Here is an 18,797-nt window from a genome sequence, read left to right on the forward strand (position 1 = left end):
GATTCACTTAATCGCCGCCTTTACGTACCCAAAACCGGTAGCGCTCACCCTCCTCTAGCTGCTTCTCTAAAGGGTGATTGAGAAAGGTGCAAAACTTGGGTATATCTCGCAGGGTCGACGGATCGGTTGCCAACACTTCGATTAGCTCGCCTTTTGCTACATCCCGTACAGCATTATGTAACATCATCACCGGCTCCGGACAGGTAAGGCCACAAGCATCCACCACCGCCGCAACGTTGGTTAATATTTCATCATCTATCTTGTTCATGAGAGCAATTCTGGTGGAGTTGCACTACATTGGCAAAATTTTTTTTCAATTCATTGACCTGTCTTTGTTTACGCTAATATTTACTGCACTATATTAGGCAACGATATTAGGAACCAATCCAGCAAATACATTATTCAGGTGTTGCATTTAGGCGAGGTAGCCCCCTGAATAGATAACAGCCATTAATCACCGACAGGGCCAAAATCATGGTACACGTACTCATAGAGCGTAGCTTGCACGAAGGTCAGCTCTCCACCTACCTTGAGCAAGCTAAAATTGCACTGCAAAAAACTTATGTGGTACCGGGCTTTATTTCAGGAGAAGCCTTCGCCAATATCCAAGATGAAAACCACCGCTTTCTGCTATGCAAATGGAAATCCCTTGAAGACTGGCAGCGCTGGTCCACCGGTACGGAACGAAAAGAGGTGCTCAGCGCCGTTCATGCCATTCTTCGCCAGCCTGAAAAAATTTGCGTGCTCGAAAACTAGAAAGTAACTGATTAAATCTAGCGGGTCTCGACTTAAACTTTGTCAGCGGCTCTATGAACAGCAAGCGCTTAGTACTTCAACGGCCACGCAGATAGCTTAGCGCTATCTGCCAGCCGCTAAAATAATTGTAGGTGCCCCGTAACCTCTTCGCGGTCATGGTAGAGCTGTTTAAAACGTAATTGATGCTGAATGCCAGCATCCTCCAACGCATCGACGATTATAGCCTTGCACTTGTGTACTTCTTGATAGCGCTGCTTCATTGGCAGCTTAAGGTTAAAAACCGCTTCACGGCACCAGCGCTCTCTACCCCAGCGAGCAATCATACTGGCGACCTTAGAAGGCTTATCAGCAATATCACACACCAACCAATCAACCGGTTTTGCCGGCTGATAGGCAAAACCATCCACCAAGTGATGCCTAACCTGGCCAGAATCCATGAGAGCCGGTGCCATTGGCCCGTTATCGACGGCGTCAACAAACATGCTGCGACGCACCAATTGCCATGTCCAACCACCGGGAGCCGCACCAAGATCTACAGCCTTCATACTGGGCGCTAAACGCGTATCCCATTTTTTTGCTGGTATGAAGTGATGCCAGGCCTCCTCCAGTTTTAGGGTAGCGCGACTGGGGGCCTCCTTCGCTAGCCGCAAGCGCGGAACACCCGCTGTCCAAGGGCTGACATTCTGGATAAAACAGAGTCCCGTAAAGGCCGCTTGCCCGGAGGTGAAGACCAGCTGACCTCTTAACCCATGCTCCGTGGGTTTATCTACCACCATCGCCTTATGTAGGTGGTGTGCCACGCCTTTCGCCAGTCTTGACAGCGCTTTCCCGTCGTTGGTATCCAGTACAATTGACTCGATAGATCTCAGACCGGCCTGCCCAAGGTCGGCCAAAAAGGGCAGCATCCTCAATTTCAGCGGAGTCACCCTGTCTGCCGGGTTAAGATCTTCCTCTAGTCCTGGCGACAAAAACCAATGCCGGATAAAAATGAGTTCTTCGAACGGGTAATCACGTAACAAGGCAAACGCCTGCTCAGGCTGCTGAACCACAAACTGCACATAGCCTGTGTCTGCTTTAGCTTTTACATACCCAGCAACGTCTTGTAACCCACAGACATCGACAAGCTCTGCTGCCACCTCCTTCTCAAAGCCAATCCGGCACAAAGCCACTATTTCCACAGATTTCCCCTGTTAATATCAAATTCGCGCAAGAATACGTGCATGGCTCATCGTTGAACAAGTACTATAGGTTGTTTCTATATCAAAAAAAGATGCGACCTAAGGCTTGGAGCGTTGCAATAACCTCACAAAGCACCTTTAATTTAAAGTCTGTCTACACTATTCAAGCAAGGACTGTTAGGTAGTAAGTTGATTAATAATCGATCAAGGGCAATACCCAACAAACAAAAAAGCCCCCTTATACTCACCGTGTTACTTTTACTCTGCTTTACTTCGGGCTGGGCTCACTCGCGTATTCCCCCGCAAGTGAAATTTAAACCTATTTTAGCCAACGAACTCGAAAAGCTCGCCTACGTCAATGCTATCGCACAGGACAAAGATGGCTTTATTTGGATAGGCGCCATTCAAGGGCTCGCCCGCTACGATGGCTACACACTCAAAACCTATACCTACGACGAAAATGACCCCACATCTATAAGTCACAACTGGATTAAACAACTAACGCTAGATAGTGAAGACAACCTCTGGGCTGTTTCCCAGTTTGGTGTGTGCCGCTACCAAGCGCTCATCGACAAGTTCGACTGCATTGAAAAAACCGGCGAGGGGGTAAACAGCAAAATCAGAGCCGCCATATTCTCTATGCTTGAAGATACACAGGGGAATTTCTGGGTAAGCACTTCCGAGGGGTTAAAAATACTCGACCCCGCCTCCAGAACGTTCAACCCCGTTCCTCAACATCTGCACGAAATATTAAGCCCTAGCGCAAACTCCGAGGCCAATGTCGTTCACCAGATGGTACAGCACCCCTCGGGTGACCTGTGGTTTGGCCTGCAAGGTAATGGCGTGGTGCGCTATACCCCCTCCACCCAAGCCATTAAGCACTTTCGTTCCCAAGACAAAGAACCAAACAGCCTGCCCGCAAACAAAATTCGCGAGCTGTTGATCGACTCCAGAGGCGACCTTTGGGTGGGTTCTCTTGGAGGAGGAATTGCCCGATTTAACAGTAATACCAACGAATTTATTCGTTTCAAACACAGCAACAATGAAAAGGCCGATACCGTTTGGGACATTATTGAAGATGAAAGCGGCATTTTTTGGATTGCCGACGGCACAGGTGTTCACCTTTATGACCCCGAAACCAGCGCTTTCCGCGAGTACAACTATGTAGAAGGGGCGCAGGATGGCCCTGGAAACTTTGTTGGGCGAGACCTCTTTATCGATAACGCCAAAGGCATTTGGGTAGGTTACTTCCCAAGCGGGGTCGATACCGTAGATTTACAAGCCTCGGAATTTCTGAATTACCGCCACAATCCCGGCGATAGTACGTCACTGCCTGACGGCGGCGTACTGGCAACTCTGGAACAAGCAGACGGAGACATTTGGGTTGGCTGTGGGTTTGGCCTAGGTAGGCTCGACCGAGAAACCGGTGCCTTCAAACGCTATGAACACGACCAAAACGACCCTACCAGCCTCAGCGGTAGCACCCCGCTAGATATGGATATCGGGCCAGACGGAAGCCTCTGGGTAGGAAGTTGGGACAGAGGGTTAAATCACAAAGCGCCAAACAGCGACGTTTTTAAACGCTACGCCTACGACCCAGCCAAAGCTGAAACCCTCTACGGTCGCGAACCCTGGGCCGTGCGCTTCGATAAGTACGGAAATCTTTGGGTGGGAACAGAAAAAGGCGTAAACCTGTATCGACCAGATACTGACGACTTTGAGCGCGTCATGCCCACAGACCAAGCCGGTGCTAAACTGCAAAGCCTGTATGTACGCCATATATACAGTGACTCCAGCGGGATTATCTGGGTCGCATCGTTCAACGGCCTTTATAGCATTGACCCAGTCACAAAACGTTATACCGGACACTACAGCCATAACCCCGACGACCCAGAATCACTGAGTTCAAATCAAATTCTATCGATCCTTGAGGACAGAAAAGGCTTTTTGTGGGTGGGTACCGGTGGTAATGGTTTGAATAAACTCAATCTCAGCACCGGTAAAAGTCAGCGCTTTGGTGTTCGCGATGGGTTGCCCAACCCAACCATAACCGGGCTTATAGCTGATGGCGCCGGGAACATGTGGGTCAGTACCTACAAGGGCCTGTCGCGTTACAACCCCCATACGGGCGAGTTTCAAACCTACGACAAACTCGACGGTACTTTGGGTAACCTTTACAACCGCAACTCGCCTTCCCTGCTAAGCACCGGCGAATTGGTATTCGGTGGCTCTCGCGGGCTCACCATCTTCGACCCCGAACAGCTATCCAACAACACAAATATTCCCCCGGTTGTAATTACCGAGCTTTCCATCTTTAACAAGCCTGTAACCATGGGGCCAAAAAGTCCGCTAACACAATCTATTGCGAAAACAGAAAGCCTTAAGCTTAGCTATACGCAATCGGTGTTTTCATTTGAATTCGCCGCGCTAAGTTATCGGTCTCCCGGCGAGAACCAATATGCCTACCGCCTGAATGGTTTCGAAACTAACTGGAACTACGTAGGCAACCGCCGCTCAGCCACCTATACCAACCTAGATCCCGGTACTTACGTCTTCGAGGTAAAAGCCTCGAACAACAGCGGTATTTGGAACGAAAAACCCACTCGCCTCACCATTGTCGTATCACCCCCTTGGTGGCGCTCCATATGGGCGTACCTAGCCTACATCCTAGCGGCTATAGCACTGGCCTTGCGCGTACGGCAAACCAGTTTAGAAAAGCTGGCAACGGAGCGAAAAAATCTCGATCATGAACGCGCTATTGTAAAACGTCTAAAAGAAATTGACGTGATGAAAGATGAGATTAACCGCGAACTCGACAGTAAAGTCGCCAAACGAACAGAGGAATTGCGTCGCGAGCATGAAAGGCTGTTGTCCACGCAGAATGAGCTCAAAATGCTCAATACAAAGCTGGCCGATGTAAGCGTAACGGATCAGCTTACCGGTTTAAAAAATCGACGTTTTCTCTACCAAACCATCGAAGAGGATGCGGCAATTGTTAGCCGACAATACCGGAATTTCCCAGACGGACTAAATCTGGACGATCTAACCTTCGCACTTCTCGACATCGACCACTTTAAGGAAGTCAACGATCGCTATGGTCACAGTACTGGCGATAAAGTACTCGTGCAGCTCAGCCACATACTGCAGCAGGTATTGCGGGAGTCAGACTATATTGTGCGCTGGGGTGGTGAAGAATTTGTGATTGTTATCCGGCACCTACCAAGGAAGCATGTCACCACCATAATCGAGCGTTTAAGAAACATCATTAAACAGCACGAGTTCGTTATTAACACCGAACTCACCCTCAAGCAAACCTGCTCAATTGGCATCGCCTCCTACCCGTTCATAGCAAAAGAGCCCACCCAGGTGGATTGGGAGCAAATTATAAAAATTGCCGACCGAGCCCTCTACTCGGCAAAATCTTCCGGTCGCGATTGCTGGGTATGGCTGGAACCAGGTCCACGCCAACTCACCGCAGAGGCTCAAATCGATGCCATCGAAAAAGACAATATCGCAAGAAGCCTTAGCGAAGGAGAGCTAAGCGTGACCAGTTCCGTTAATATCGACGAACTCGCCTGGTAGCCCTCTCGGCTAAGGCCTCATTCAAAGGCTCCTACCTAATAGTAAAATCGACTATAATCAGAATAGGATATTGGTAAACTCATAGCAAAAAATGGCTTCGGCACTTACTTCATACAGCCCAGGTTAGGTAATATTCCAGCACATCACTGCTTTCCGCTCTGCTCTTATCCTCAAACGATTGGCGTGAACATATGAACGTCCTGCTTATTAAAATACTCAAACTCACCTCATCGCTACTCCTTGCGATGTTGCTGCTAACCCAACAAACCCTTGCTGCCCCCGCGCAACTTACCCTCAACAATCAGGAATATTTTGAATCACAGGGGTTTGATGTACTGGTTTTCAACAACTGGTATAACGGCCTATTCGACGACTCCAAAATCAGTGGTGTAGAAGTGATACACCACGGCGAGCGCCGCGCAACCAATGGTGATGTACGCCTCAACGCCACCCCCGAGCAGTGGGATGCAATACCGGTATTTATCGAGCGTAAAGTCGATAGGGCCGCGGGCGTAATCGAAGCCTTCGCCCATTATCCCAAATTCAATTTTAGCTATTCCGTTCGCGTGCAAACCTTAAAAAACGGCGTTCACATTAGCGTGAACATCCCCAAGCCCTTGCCTCAGGCATTAGTCGGAAAAGCCGGGTTTAATCTGGAATTTTTACCGGCCAGCTATTTCGAGCAAGCCTACTTAATGGATGGTGCTCCGGGGCTATTCCCACTCTACCCCTCCGGCCCCAAGGAACAAAACAATCTACAGTCGCCACAAACCATGGCTCGCGGCCACAAGCTGGTATTGGCCCCAGGAAATTCGGATTACCAAATATCAATTGAATCTAAAGATGCACCACTTGAATTGTTCGACGGCCGAAGTAAAGCGCAAAACGGTTGGTTTGTGGTTCGCAGCCTATTACCGGCCGAAAAACAAGGCAAGGTTTTACAGTGGACACTGAACGCTAATGTGCAAAAAAACTGGCTGCGCAAACCCGTCATAGGTCATTCGCAACTGGGCTATCACCCCGCCCAAAAAAAAGTTGCGGTGATTGAACTAGACAAACGAGATACGCGTAAACAAAGCGCAAGTCTTGTGCGCGTAATGGACAACGGCACAAATAAAGTCGTACTTAAATCACGCCCCAAACAGTGGGGGCGCTACAAACGCTACAACTACCAAGAATTTGATTTTTCTGGTATTAGCGAGCCAGGCATTTATCATCTGCAATATGGCAAGACTAAAACGGCACCCTTTATTATTGACAAGCAGGTTTTCAAAAAGGCATGGCACCCCAGCCTAGATGTATTTCTTCCGGTGCAAATGGATCATGTGTTAGTAAACGAAGCCTACCGCGTATGGCACGGCGCGTCGCATTTAGACGATGCGCTGCAAGCACCGGTTAACCATACGCATTTCGACCTCTACGCCCAAGGGCCAACCACCGATACGCCCTATAAGCCCGGAGAACACATTCCCGGATTAAATATTGGCGGCTGGTACGATGCCGGCGACTACGATATTCGTACTCAAACCCAATACCAAACCGTACTCGCACTGGTAGACGCCTGGGAAACGTTTCGCCCACAACGGGATGTAACCCTCGTAGACTACACAAAGAAGGCTGTAGACCTCCATGTGCCCGATGGCAAAGTCGATATTCTTCAACAAATAGAACATGGCACACTCGCGCTAATTGCACAGCACCGAGCCCTCGGCCACGCAATACCCGGAATTATCGTGCCCAAAATCACCGAATACACACACCTAGGTGACGGTCTTACCATGACCGACAATCAGGTTTACAACCCGACAATGAAAGCAGAAGAAAGCAACGGCTTAGAAAGCGGGAAATTTGATGACCGCTGGGCCTTTACCTCGGAGTCAAGCAAGCTGAATTACGGCTCCATTGCCGCACTAGCCGCCGCCAGCCGAGCCTTGAAAGGCCATAACGATGAACTTGCTCAGGAATGCTGGCAAACGGCACAGCAAGCCTGGCAAAAAGAAAAAACCCGCGATCCGGTGGTGTTTAATCACGGTAATACCACCGGTGGAGCGATTGAAATCGAACGTTTCAACGCCGCAGTAGAAATGCTGATATCCAGCAACGGCAAGCCAGAGTTTCTCATGGTTGTGCAGCATTCGCTGATCGATATAGAAAAGCGTTTCGTATTTACGGCCAATAAACTGTTAAAAGCCTTTCCCTACATGGATAAATCACACCAACAAAAAGTACGGGCAATGGCCCAACGCTACGCCGAAACCTTGAGAAAAAACCATCAGCAAAACCCCTACGGTGTCACCATCACTGAGGGTGGCTGGGCAGGTAATGGAACTATCCTCCTCACCGCATCGGGGCACTACGCGCTGCACAGAGCTTTCCCTGATTTGTTCCATCGCGAAGACGTATTTCGCGGTATGAACTACCTGCTGGGAAACCACCCCTATTCCGACATTTCCTTCGTCTCAAACCTAGGGGCACAATCGAAAAAAGTGGCCTACGGCATGAACCGCGCCGATTTTTCATTTATATCTGGAGGTGTGGTGCCAGGAGTGCTCATGGTGAAACCAGACTTCCCCGAAAACAAAGAGAACTGGCCTTTTTTCTGGGGAGAAAACGAATATGTGGTGAACGTTGGTGCCTACTTTATTTTTCTAGCCTTAGCTGTACAGGATTTAGCAGAAGACGCCTAATCGCATCGTTTCAATCACCGCCCAAGCAACGGTTGACGAATTCACCCGCGCCTGCCGCTGCGCACCCGATTAACTGTCCTTGGGTTAAACCGCTGCGCTTCAACGGCTTAAAATCGTGATCACCGCTTTCCAGCCAGTTAATGCTGACAGCCTTACTCAAACCATACCCGCTTACTGCTTCGGGCTTGCCGAACGGGTCTCGTGTTCCGTGGAAAATACACAGGGGCTTGCGCAGAGTTTTTAAATGCTCGACCCGAGTATTGTCGGGTTTTGCTGGTGGATGAAACGGGTAACCGAAGCACACACCGGCGATCAAACGCTGTCGCCATTGGCGGAATTGCTGCTGCTCATCCGCCATAACCAAGCTGGCGGAACGCCCGCCCATGGATTTGCCGCCCACAACCAGGGGCAAATCAGTTCGAGCGGCAACAATTGCTATAACCTCTTGCCAGTGCTCCAATAAGCGTGGCATTCGATTGGGTGGCGACTTTTTCCCAGTAATGCGACGCTGCTGCATATAGGGAAACTCAAAGCGCACCACCGTAAAAATATCACCCGCAAGCTTTTGTGCCATAGCCGCCATAAAGTCTGATTCCATTGAGGCACCGGCCCCGTGAGCCAACAGGAACCAAGCGCGAGCTTCGCCAGCACAGTGATTCACCAGAACGGGCATATCTGCCCAGTATTCAATGGGAGTAATCATAAAAAAGGGCGTTGATCAGGCCTGACTGGCCGCTCGATAAGACTCTGCTGTAACCAAATTCACGGTTTCAGTTGCTTCATCGTAGGTAATAAGTAAATCACCCGCATAAACCTGAGACAATAAATTGAATACTTTCTCTTCCAGCGACAGCTCGGTTTCGCCATAATCGGTACCCTCCCGGGTGACAACGGATTCGAGCAAGCCCTTTAGCACTTCCTCTGTTAGTTTTTCCGGGGATATGACCATGAACGTGTACCTAGTTTGAACCCAGTTAAAGTGTCAGCACTTTTGAGCGCGTACACTATTATAAAACGGCGCTAATACGTAACGGTACTAACGATAAAAACGACACTTCTATCTGCGAGCGACCCACCATGTTAAAAAATCAGATCATTACTCTTTTAAGCGACGACAAACCCGGCATTGTTGAATCTATCGCAAGCGTTATTACCCGCCACAATGGCAATTGGCTAGAGAGCCAACTAGCTCAGTTGGGCGGCAAATTCGCCGGTGTCATTCGAGTACAGATAGAAGAAGAAAAACTACAAGCGTTACGCGAAGCACTTGAGCAACTCTCAAGCCAGCAAATCCGCGTTTACCTAGACGACTGCAGTGAACAAACGGCCTCTACCGCTAACAATCTCACCCTATCCTTCCACGCAACAGGCCCCGACCGCCCCGGCATTGTACGGGAAATATCCAGCACTTTGGCGCAGTATCAAATCAACCTAGAAAAACTCGACACCCGCCTTTCCAGTATGCCCTACAGCGGTGACCCTCTTTTTGAAGCCGAAGGCTCTATGTCTGTGCCCCCCGGGCTAGATCGTCACCAATTGGAGGAACGCTTGGACGAGATTGCCAACACCTTGGCAATGGATATCTCCCTAAGCTAGTTCCGTACCGAATAGCGGTGTTTTTGCCACCGCCCGAGAGAGTTAGCGGTCGAGCCGCTCAATTTCAATATTAATGGCATGCGTAGATATCTGAACTTCGTATAGCGAAAACATGAGTGAAACCGCAAGTGACACTAAGCTGGCACCAAATAAACCATGTCCCAACATAATCCAGCTGAGAAACAGCGAGAACATTGACAGGGTACAAAGTAGAAAAGCCACCACACCAAACACCTGCATTGCGCGAATAATCTGTAGTCGAGACCGCAAATTACTGATTTGCCTGCGTACGATGTCGTCCGAGCCCGGATCGTCAAGCTTACTCAATTGGCGAATAACGGAGGCCAGGGTCACAAACCGATTGGTATACGCCAGCAGCAACAGTGAAATCGCCGGAAACAGGAGGCTGGGAGTGGTAATAGTCATTTCCATAGGTTGTCTCTCGTAATAACCGGGCTCGAACTCGTTATATTCAGGCATTCCGGAAAGCCGTCATTTGGGTACAGCCTAGCAAGGCTTATTACGGCCTTGCTAGGCCTGAAAAGGCAACCAGCCGCCACGTCTAGCTCAAACCCTTGCCGGGCCACCTAGAAGCTAAAAGCAATAAATAGAGGTGCTCATTAGTCGCCCCAGTAAAAACGCGGTATTATTACCTATTAAAGGACCGGTTTTTACCGATTATAAAACTCAGAATAATATAATCCGATGTATCACAACTACTTTGGTCTCAAAGAACAGGCATTCTCCATTGCCGTAAACCCCCGCTATCTGTATATGAGCCAACAGCATAAGGAAGCATTGGCACATTTGCTCTATGGCGTAAAAGGCGGCGGCTTCGTTTTACTATCTGGCGAAGTGGGTACCGGTAAAACCACCATAATCAAATGCTTACTGGAGCAACTGCCAGACAATACCGACATCGCCATCGTGCTCAATCCCATGGCAGATGTCACTAATATGCTTAGTACCATCTGCGAAGAGCTAGGTGCTGAATACGACAACTCAAAAATAAACGTTAAAGACCTTACCGATTCCCTCTATCAATATTTGCTGAACAACCATACAAACGGCCATAACACCGTTCTTTTGATCGACGAAGCCCAGCTGCTCTCGCCCGAAGCATTGGAACAAATTCGCCTGCTGACCAACCTCGAAACAACAACCCAAAAACTGCTGCAAATAATTTTGGTAGGGCAACCCGAACTAAACGAACTACTGGCGCAGCCACGTATGCGTCAGTTATCGCAACGCATAACCGCGCGCTTTCACTTGGTACCCCTAAGCCTTCAGGAAACCCACCACTATATTGCCCACCGGCTGCAAGTTGCGGGGATGCCTGAAGGTCGCAACCCCTACCCGCAGGCCATGGTACGTAAAATTCACCGCTTTACCGGCGGCGTTCCTAGGCTGATCAATATTGTCTGCGAACGGATGTTAATCGGCGCCTATGGTCACAATAAACCGATAGTCGATATCCAAATATTTAAACTCGCCTGCAGTGAAGTAGTGGGCAGTATGGAACACCTGCCAGTAAAACGCACACCACTGCAAACCACGCTACTCGCCGCTGGCGCCGGTGCTGTAGGCGTACTGGTACTTACACTGCTGACTTGGGCGTTCTGGCCGAAAGCTAACCCTGCTGCCGTCGAAACAGCACTCAGCAAAACAGCTTCCGAGGCCCCCACAACTGAACAGCTATCTGTGTCGAAGCCCATAGCCGCTTTGCTCGAAACCGAGAACGATACAGACCCAACCCATGCAAGACAATTTGGTGATACGCGTGATTACAATGTAGATAACTACACCGAAGCCCAATTTCGTCTTTTTACTTATCTTGGCTTTAATCCCTCGGCTGAAAAACATCCATGCTGGGAGCTGGCGAATGAACAGATTCAGTGTAAAACCGTTTCACTCGATACTTGGGAATCACTCGCCGAGCTAAACCGGCCAGCTGTTCTTGTACTGCGAACACCTGAACGATTTACCTCCCACGCCGTTATCACCGGCATTGGTAGACGCGAAGCGCAAGTCGTTACCGAAAACGGCGAAAGCTTGCGTATTCCGCTGGCCGAGCTTGGACCACTGTGGACAGGTAAAGCTTTTTACACATGGAAAAAACCAGAAGGCTTTTCCGAACCCATTGTTCAGGGCATGCGCAGCCGAACCGTAAAGTGGGTTGCAGAGCAATTCGCAACCCTCGACCAGCGGGAGCAACCCTTAACCGGTTCGAATTTTACCCGGCTACTGCAACAGCGCGTGAAAATATTTCAGCGCAGTCATGGTTTAAAAGATGACGGGATTATCGGTGAGCAAACCCTGATGAAAATTAACGAAGTGTTAGGCTTCGACAAGCCTCTAAACTCACTCGACGACTTGTAGCCACATCTATGTCACTGATTCTCGACGCACTCAACAAAGCTGAAACCGAACGCCAAAAAATAGACACCCGGCCTGGCTTGGACAGCCAACACAACTCCATACCGCCAGCCCCAAGCGGCCTATCGACTCGCCATAAAATGGCGATAGCGATTTCACTCGCGTTACTGATAACCCTTAGCCTAATTGTGTATTTTTTTGTTCGCTCACCCTCTGAAAATAGTCACGCTACAAACAGTCAGCCTATAAAGAGTCAAACTATAAACTCGCCTCCCGCCGAACAGGTAAAAGCCCCAACTAAAAAACAGCCTCCACTGCAACCCGCATCAAACAGTAAGCAACAGCACGTTGTAAAAGCCGAGCGAAAAAGCCCGGCAATAAAAACAAACCCAGCGGCAGCAGAACCAAAGACTAAAACTGTAGCAAAAGCCAACGGTGAAGTCAGTGCGCTATATGAAGAACAAAAGCAGGTGGTAACTACTGTAGCAAGCGCACCCAAAGTCTCAGCCACAGCCACGGTCACAACGACCCAAAAACCACCCGCGCCGAAACCTACACCCAAGCCAGCTCCGGCAACAACAAAGCATCCAACCCTTGCCGACTTTGATTCAGTTGGCTCTATCCGCACCCTTCCCTGGACATTACAAGAACAAATCCCAACCCTGAATTACGAACAACATGTCTATATTTCAGACAATCAGGGCTATGTGGTTATCAATGGCACTAAACGGAAGCGCGGACAAAAAATCGAAAAAGAGTTAGTGCTAGACGGCGTTTTACAAGATGGCATAATTCTACGCTATCAAAACCAATTATTTAAAATGCCTGCACTGAACAGCTGGATTAACATGTAAGTATCACCCACACAATTCTGCATAGGTTAACAATAGGTTTCTTCTCTATGAACAGAGAAGTGCGGTGAGAAGTACGATGAGAATTTGAATCAGCATTCTATTGCTCACGATTAGGCTTTGCATACTTCCTCCTGCATTTCCCGACACCCAACGGCCTTAGTAGAGGAAATAAAACAACAAAGCTCATGCGTTAATTTAAAACCTCCTGCCAATAAATAATTCTGTCGTGCCCTCGATAACTGCCAAAGGTATAGGTCGCCGGGGGTAACGCACTGTCTGAAAAATCACCATCACTATTCCAGTCGAAGCGTAACCAAGGGTAATTCGTTAAATCCACATCCACTTGAAAATCCCCGGTATTACCTGCGCCGGGAGCGGTAAAAAAATGGCCGGCAGAGCCGCTTTGAAAATTAACCGCGCTACCGGAAATATTGGCGTAAGTCCCGGTTGTGATCCCACCGCCCACTGCCACAACGCTATTTGCCGGTATCGCAATAGAGCCGGAGGGGTAGGCTATTTCTGTAAGATCTATCGCGGTACAGCTATCGTCATCGCTCGCGAGCCAATTACTACCGCTCCAGTACTCAGTTACAAACTCTACGGGTAAATTAGCTGTTTCAGGGCCAAAAGCATCGCTCAAACGCAAACGGCCAAAATACACACTGGTTTGGCCGAGCAAGACATGATCGTCGGTTGTATCGTTATCCACGTCGAGGTCGAAATCACCGCTGTCGAAGCCAATCGCATCGGCATCAGCCATGTCCACCCCAAGACTCACGGCATTGAAGGGGCCATCTGGAGAAGTATTACGCTGTAATGCAACTAAGGCATCCACTTCACCACTGCCATCATTCCATACCACCAATGTTGTCGCGCTAATGCGCGAAGACAGCGGTGTAGGAACCACGGTATCAATTGCGCCATAGCTCGATACGCCAACACTGCTACCGGGGTTCCACTTTGCAAACGCACCCGTGTAATTTTGTGTTTGCGTACCCAGCGCACTAAGCGCCGACAAGGTATATTCCACCTCAAAAGGCTCTTCCATATAGCTGAAACCACCGCTATTACAGGCAGGTGTCAGGGTACCTGAAGACAGCTCAAAACGCGCTGGAGTAAAACGCCCTACATAGCCAGAACGGCCCTGTATACGAGAAGCAATGGCTGTTCCTGCCCCTAGGTAGTCAATCCCCATAGTACTAGCCAAAACGCCAGCCGATAATTCAATAATACCTACCTCATCAAAATACAGCGTATTGGTTTGTACCCCACCGGGGCCAAAGGAAAATATTTGGCGCCCATCGGCAGGCGGGGTATCACTGCTTCCTAGACCGGGGTCAGCTCCTCCAACGGGTAAAACTTTATAGGCAGCCAACTGAGCCCCCGCGCCGGTTGGCAACTCTGTACCGTAACCCGAAACCACAGCGTTGTTGGCCAGGTTGGCATTATTCGTGGGGTCGTTATCATCGTGCCCATCGGCAATACCGTTATCGTCCTGATCATCTGCCGTTTGCCACGCTACAGGCCAAATGGAAGCCGCAAAATCTTCGCCCGCCACCGTAAAGATATCGCCATTAGCATCGGAAGCACCAGGGTTAGCGACGACCTCAAGGTAGAACCCAAATGGCCTAGCAACAAAAACATCACTCGCTCCATCAATAGTGTCATCCGAAAATCCGGATACATCATCTCGAAAGCTGAGGGAGTAACGGCCCACGTCAGAAGCCAGCAGGGTAAAATTAGCGGAGCCATCAATAAACGGCAAAGTGAAATCAGGGGTAGCCGGCGCACTATTCGTCAAAGCTTTCGTACTGGTGTTCGTTGCGTTAGTCACTTCAGGTGCAGCCGTACCCGGGTCTTCCGCCGCACGGTTCATCCATACTTTTATATTTGCAACGTCGTACTCAGTCGCCACACTGCACTGAGCGTCCGCCGGGTTAGCGGGATTGCGCTGCCACATCTCCACAGTGAAATCGTGACGACGGCCCACCACCACATCGTTATCGAGAGAGTCTACCCCGACACTGCTTACCACAAATGCATTATCGCTGAAGACTACATCCGTGGACGTGGAGATCACCCCCCCTCCGCTGTCTTCCACGGTAATCGTCAGGGTTTCTGCGTGACTGTTTGCCAAAGATAGCACAATACTCCCATCGTCAGTGCCATCTCCATCCGCCGCATCAGAATCAAAATCATAGCTCGCCGCTCCGGAATCGGCCGCACCAGGGATTAATGCATTCTGGGTTGTTACGTCAGCCCAATCACCGTTGTTCGTTGACGTAGTCAAATCAATCGAACCACCGTAGTCAGTCAATATGTTATTGCTACTGTCACGAGCGGTAATGGTTATATTAAAAGGGCTGCAGGTTGAGGCGGTACCCGCACCGACCTCGATATCAAAATGATCGAGTGACGGCAGCAGTGTACAAGGATGCGTATCATTCATTACCGCTACAACATCCGTAACACTTAGTGGGCCCGCATACATTCTTACTTCGTCAATTAGCCCATTAAAGCGACGGCTATGAAAATCTAAATCTGTTCCAATATGTACGGGGTCATCATTAAAGTCTATACCTCCCGTATTCGTATTCGTGCCACGCTCGACACCATCAATATATAGAAACTGCTCGCCTGACCTATAGGTAATTGCAATGTGGTGCCAACCGTTAAGTGGAACCGCAATGGAAGAGGTTAGCTCTCGGCCACCACCTCCCCACCACCAGTTTATCCGGCCACTACCGTTTAAATGAAATTCAAAATGTGTATCTTTCGAAACAATGGTTGCCAAATCCGCTGTTGCCCAAGAACGAGGGTAAACCCAAGCGGTTACGGAAAATTCGTCAACATCTAATATCGAACCTGTACCTGGGTCGTCGATTTGAACAAACCCATCGCTTGTTCCATTAAAATCACCTGAACCGCAGGTTCCCGGATTACCGGTAATGGCAGGATTTAACGATTGAGTGGTTGGCAGTGGCCCGGTATCGACGACACGCGCACGGCCGTGCAATCCATTACCCGAATTATCAAACACGTCATTGGCTACACCACTCCATGAAGATTCATCCAACTGCCATTCAGAGATCAAATCTGGAGTAGTGTAGGCGGGATCGCAAAAGCCATCAAAATTTGTATTCGCCACTGCATTGGCATCGTAGGTGACGGTTGAAGGGCTATTGAGCACTATGTCGTCATCGGACGTTATCGCGCCGGTTACCTGCGCACCACTCCCAAGCGTTATGTCGTTTCTCGAATAAATAATACCGTTTACAGAAGTATTGGAATCGAGCCGTACCCTATCACGAGAAAACAAAAAGACGTAGCGGTCACTGTTCGCAGTATTAATCCTGGCCGAATCGTTCAGCGTCACCTGATCGCGCACATAAATTACCGCTGTACCTGGGCCTGAAACAATAATTTCTGATCCTGAATGCATAACAATATCGTCCCGAAAATGATAGACCCCGGGGAAAATAGTGAGCGTAGAATTTGACCCCAAAGTTAGGTCATCGTAGTCCCCAGGCGGCAGAGTCGCGGATTGATTAGCGCCTATCGTAATGTCGTTGTTTGAATTCGGAAAAGAATTGTAATCAACCTGTGGCACAGAGCTACCAGACTCTATACAGGAAACACCACTACAACTCGTATTAGGCCCGGCGAAATCAGTAAAGCTCTGGCTTTGAATAATATTGCCGGGGGTGTTTACCAAACTTGAACCCCAGTAAAAGGTCACCGTTCCTGAGTTTGTTGAGTTTTGTGCAGCGCCATAAAAAACTTCGTTACAATACTGAGCAAGTGCACCATTGGATATGAATAACAAGGAAATCCAAACGCACCCTATCAGCACTAAAGGTACTAACTCATTTTTTTTTCGCTTTATTTCCATAATCACTTTAGGGCATCTCTATTACGGTTTTCAAACTTAAGCTAGTAGTCTTACTTCCACCTATACCCAACGTCAAACCTGAAGTCCAGGCCATCTATTCATAATATGTTGAAACTTCTATTTCACGCTCACCCAACAGCTGGCCCGCACCGCATCCAGCAACACTGCTAATGTTAAAAAAACTGATCGTATCTTCAGCATTTACACTGCGACTACAGCTAACCGTCGCCCGACACAAATCCAAACCTGGTGCGGTAAAGACAATTTGTGGGCCACTCGATATATTTCCGCAATTACTATCAGCTTGTGCTCTGGAATTTGCAGTATCAAACAGCTGATATACACCGTACTGGGCACCACTCTCCGCTGCATAAAAGGCCTGCACTGAAAGCCCTTCAATTGTTGCCTGAGAACCCGATTGAGCACTCAGCCGACTAACGGCAATAGCCAAAAAAGAAATACCCACAATCAGTATCAATGCCAAGGGAATTAAAAAGCCTTTTTGATTAGGGTACATTTCTCACCAGCACCTTACCGTCTAGCGCTACCTGATCACCACGCTCGGAAAATGTTAGGGCTATAATCACCGCTGTATTGCGCTCTTCAACACCAGGGGAAAGTAAAAATGCCTGGGTGTTGGTGGATACATCTTCTGCCAACAGCAACGTACGGGACCCGCCCGGGTCACTGTCCGTTAAAACCGAGTCCATGCCGTAATCACCATATTGATACAAACCGCCACCCATTAAACAAAATCGGTTGGGTGAGTCGGTCAAAAACAACCGACCATTAATTGAATTTCGAATAAAACGATGCGAAGTACCCAAGGGTACAGACGAATGAATGCCAGCGCTTAGCGTTCCTGCGGTCGCTTTGGCGGCCGGTAGCGTAGCCACATAAATATCATTGGGCAACATTGCACCAATCACCACATAGCTGGGGCTGCGACTTCCAACGCTAAAAGGTGCTGTGCTTATAGCGGTTGTAAGGGGCGCATTATTGACTGAATCTGCAACGGGATTTAAATAATTCGCCCCCGTCATAATAGGCAGGTACTCCAAGCAATTCCCGGTTCCGCTCACACGCACACTGTTTGGTAGCGCATTACGCAATTGACGCGTTATCTGTTCAATGCTGGCACGCCCACGAGAAATCATTTTACTGCGTCGCTCAGAGTCGTTATAGCTATCGACAGCCGACACGATAAACTGACTGCCAATGACAGAAACAATCCCCACAATAACCAAAACAGCAATCAATTCGACCAAGGTAAAGCCCAATTGCTTATACCTGGCTAGCCCCCTGAGGGGTTGATGTATAACGGAGATTTTCATTGTCACCGCTCCGTTAAAAATTGGTGCGGTAAGCACTGAGAGTGAGGGTGTCGCCACCAGGCATACCCACGGTAACGGTTATACGACGCGCCTGCTCTACCGGTAACACCGGGTCACCCAGCTCATCTCCGGCGTTCACTACGGTTACGCTAACCGGGTAAAGTGGGTAGGCGTTATCGGAAAACCCGGCATAATCACCGACATCGTCAAAATCACCATCGGGGGAAATGCCTAAACAGCTAGGTCCATCAGCAGAACCACATGCTGGAAAACCACCCGTTGGCGTATTTTCGTCAAACTTCCTCGACATAATTTCGTCAAGTTGCGATTGTGCGACTTCTAAGGCTTTTACCCTAACAACCGGGTCTACAGAGTTGACAACGCTTTGACTAAACACCATTAACAACGCGGTCAGCGCAATCCCCATAACCACTAAAAACATAATGGTTTCTACCAGGGTAACGCCGAATTCGCAGTTAATGTTAGAACTTTTCATGGTGCTTTCGTTATCACAAAAAGTGGAGGGATTCGCATGTAGCAGG

General features: G+C 49.0%; 15 protein-coding genes. 6 read left to right on the forward strand and 9 right to left on the reverse strand.

All coding sequences use genetic code 11. The annotated features are described in order from the left end of the window. Positions 1–7: 7 nt before the first annotated feature. Complete coding sequence (tusA, locus tag H5336_RS03815) at positions 8–268, reverse strand: sulfurtransferase TusA (RefSeq protein ID WP_185231562.1); 261 nt, start codon at positions 266–268, stop codon at positions 8–10. A gap of 206 nt (positions 269–474) precedes the next feature. On the opposite strand from tusA, the gene H5336_RS03820 reads away from it, so the two are divergent. Continuing rightward, complete coding sequence (locus tag H5336_RS03820; RefSeq protein WP_185231564.1) at positions 475–756, forward strand: antibiotic biosynthesis monooxygenase family protein; 282 nt, start codon at positions 475–477, stop codon at positions 754–756. A gap of 116 nt (positions 757–872) precedes the next feature. On the opposite strand, the gene rlmM is transcribed toward H5336_RS03820, so the two are convergent. Beyond that, positions 873–1,934: a 23S rRNA (cytidine(2498)-2'-O)-methyltransferase RlmM gene (gene rlmM, locus H5336_RS03825; RefSeq protein ID WP_185231566.1), complete on the reverse strand. Its 1,062-nt coding sequence runs from the start codon at positions 1,932–1,934 to the stop codon at positions 873–875. A 189-nt stretch (positions 1,935–2,123) separates the two neighbouring features. Between rlmM and H5336_RS03830 the strand changes: the two genes are divergently transcribed. Together H5336_RS03830 and H5336_RS03835 are read left to right on the forward strand one after the other, a co-directional pair. Next, positions 2,124–5,516 carry a ligand-binding sensor domain-containing diguanylate cyclase gene (locus H5336_RS03830; RefSeq protein ID WP_185231568.1) on the forward strand — a complete coding sequence of 1,131 codons (3,393 nt, stop codon included), beginning with the start codon at positions 2,124–2,126 and terminating at the stop codon, positions 5,514–5,516. A 191-nt stretch (positions 5,517–5,707) separates the two neighbouring features. Further along, entirely contained in the window at positions 5,708–8,203 is a 2,496-nt protein-coding gene (locus H5336_RS03835) for a glycoside hydrolase family 9 protein (RefSeq protein WP_185231570.1), read from the forward strand. A gap of 10 nt (positions 8,204–8,213) precedes the next feature. Here the strand turns inward: H5336_RS03835 and H5336_RS03840 are convergent, their stop codons facing one another. Beyond that, a complete protein-coding gene (locus H5336_RS03840; RefSeq protein WP_246439018.1) occupies positions 8,214–8,906 on the reverse strand; it encodes an alpha/beta family hydrolase in 693 nt (230 codons plus the stop codon). A gap of 15 nt (positions 8,907–8,921) precedes the next feature. Next, on the reverse strand, positions 8,922–9,152 hold the full coding sequence (locus H5336_RS03845; RefSeq protein ID WP_185231572.1) for a YheU family protein: 231 nt from the start codon (positions 9,150–9,152) through the stop codon (positions 8,922–8,924). A gap of 128 nt (positions 9,153–9,280) precedes the next feature. On the opposite strand from H5336_RS03845, the gene H5336_RS03850 reads away from it, so the two are divergent. Next, positions 9,281–9,799, forward strand: a complete 519-nt coding sequence (locus H5336_RS03850; protein ID WP_185231574.1) for a glycine cleavage system transcriptional repressor — start codon at positions 9,281–9,283, stop codon at positions 9,797–9,799. A gap of 42 nt (positions 9,800–9,841) precedes the next feature. Here the strand turns inward: H5336_RS03850 and H5336_RS03855 are convergent, their stop codons facing one another. Further along, entirely contained in the window at positions 9,842–10,279 is a 438-nt protein-coding gene (locus tag H5336_RS03855) for a DUF2721 domain-containing protein (protein ID WP_246439019.1), read from the reverse strand. A 225-nt stretch (positions 10,280–10,504) separates the two neighbouring features. Between H5336_RS03855 and H5336_RS03860 the strand changes: the two genes are divergently transcribed. Both H5336_RS03860 and H5336_RS03865 read left to right on the forward strand, forming a co-directional pair. Continuing rightward, a complete protein-coding gene (locus H5336_RS03860; RefSeq protein WP_185231576.1) occupies positions 10,505–12,178 on the forward strand; it encodes an ExeA family protein in 1,674 nt (557 codons plus the stop codon). Between the two features lie 8 nt (positions 12,179–12,186). Beyond that, a complete protein-coding gene (locus tag H5336_RS03865) occupies positions 12,187–13,029 on the forward strand; it encodes a general secretion pathway protein GspB (protein ID WP_185231578.1) in 843 nt (280 codons plus the stop codon). A 190-nt stretch (positions 13,030–13,219) separates the two neighbouring features. Here H5336_RS03865 and H5336_RS03870 read toward each other — a convergent pair whose 3' ends face one another. The 4 genes from H5336_RS03870 to H5336_RS03885 all read right to left on the reverse strand — a co-directional run bounded on the left by H5336_RS03870 (position 13,220) and on the right by H5336_RS03885 (position 18,751). Further along, positions 13,220–16,744 (reverse strand): LamG domain-containing protein, encoded by a 3,525-nt coding sequence (locus tag H5336_RS03870; RefSeq protein WP_185231580.1) that lies wholly within the window; start codon positions 16,742–16,744, stop codon positions 13,220–13,222. A 271-nt stretch (positions 16,745–17,015) separates the two neighbouring features. After that, positions 17,016–17,438 carry an MSHA biogenesis protein MshP gene (locus H5336_RS03875; RefSeq protein ID WP_185231582.1) on the reverse strand — a complete coding sequence of 141 codons (423 nt, stop codon included), beginning with the start codon at positions 17,436–17,438 and terminating at the stop codon, positions 17,016–17,018. Next, a complete protein-coding gene (locus tag H5336_RS03880; protein ID WP_185231584.1) occupies positions 17,428–18,255 on the reverse strand; it encodes a PilW family protein in 828 nt (275 codons plus the stop codon). The genes H5336_RS03875 and H5336_RS03880 overlap by 11 nt, the downstream gene beginning before the upstream one ends. Positions 18,256–18,268: 13 nt before the next feature. Then, on the reverse strand, positions 18,269–18,751 hold the full coding sequence (locus tag H5336_RS03885) for a type IV pilus modification PilV family protein (RefSeq protein ID WP_185231586.1): 483 nt from the start codon (positions 18,749–18,751) through the stop codon (positions 18,269–18,271). Positions 18,752–18,797: the final 46 nt, after the last annotated feature.

The sequence above is a fragment of the Teredinibacter franksiae genome, assembly GCF_014218805.1.
Classification (GTDB): Bacteria; Pseudomonadota; Gammaproteobacteria; order Pseudomonadales; family Cellvibrionaceae; genus Teredinibacter; species Teredinibacter franksiae.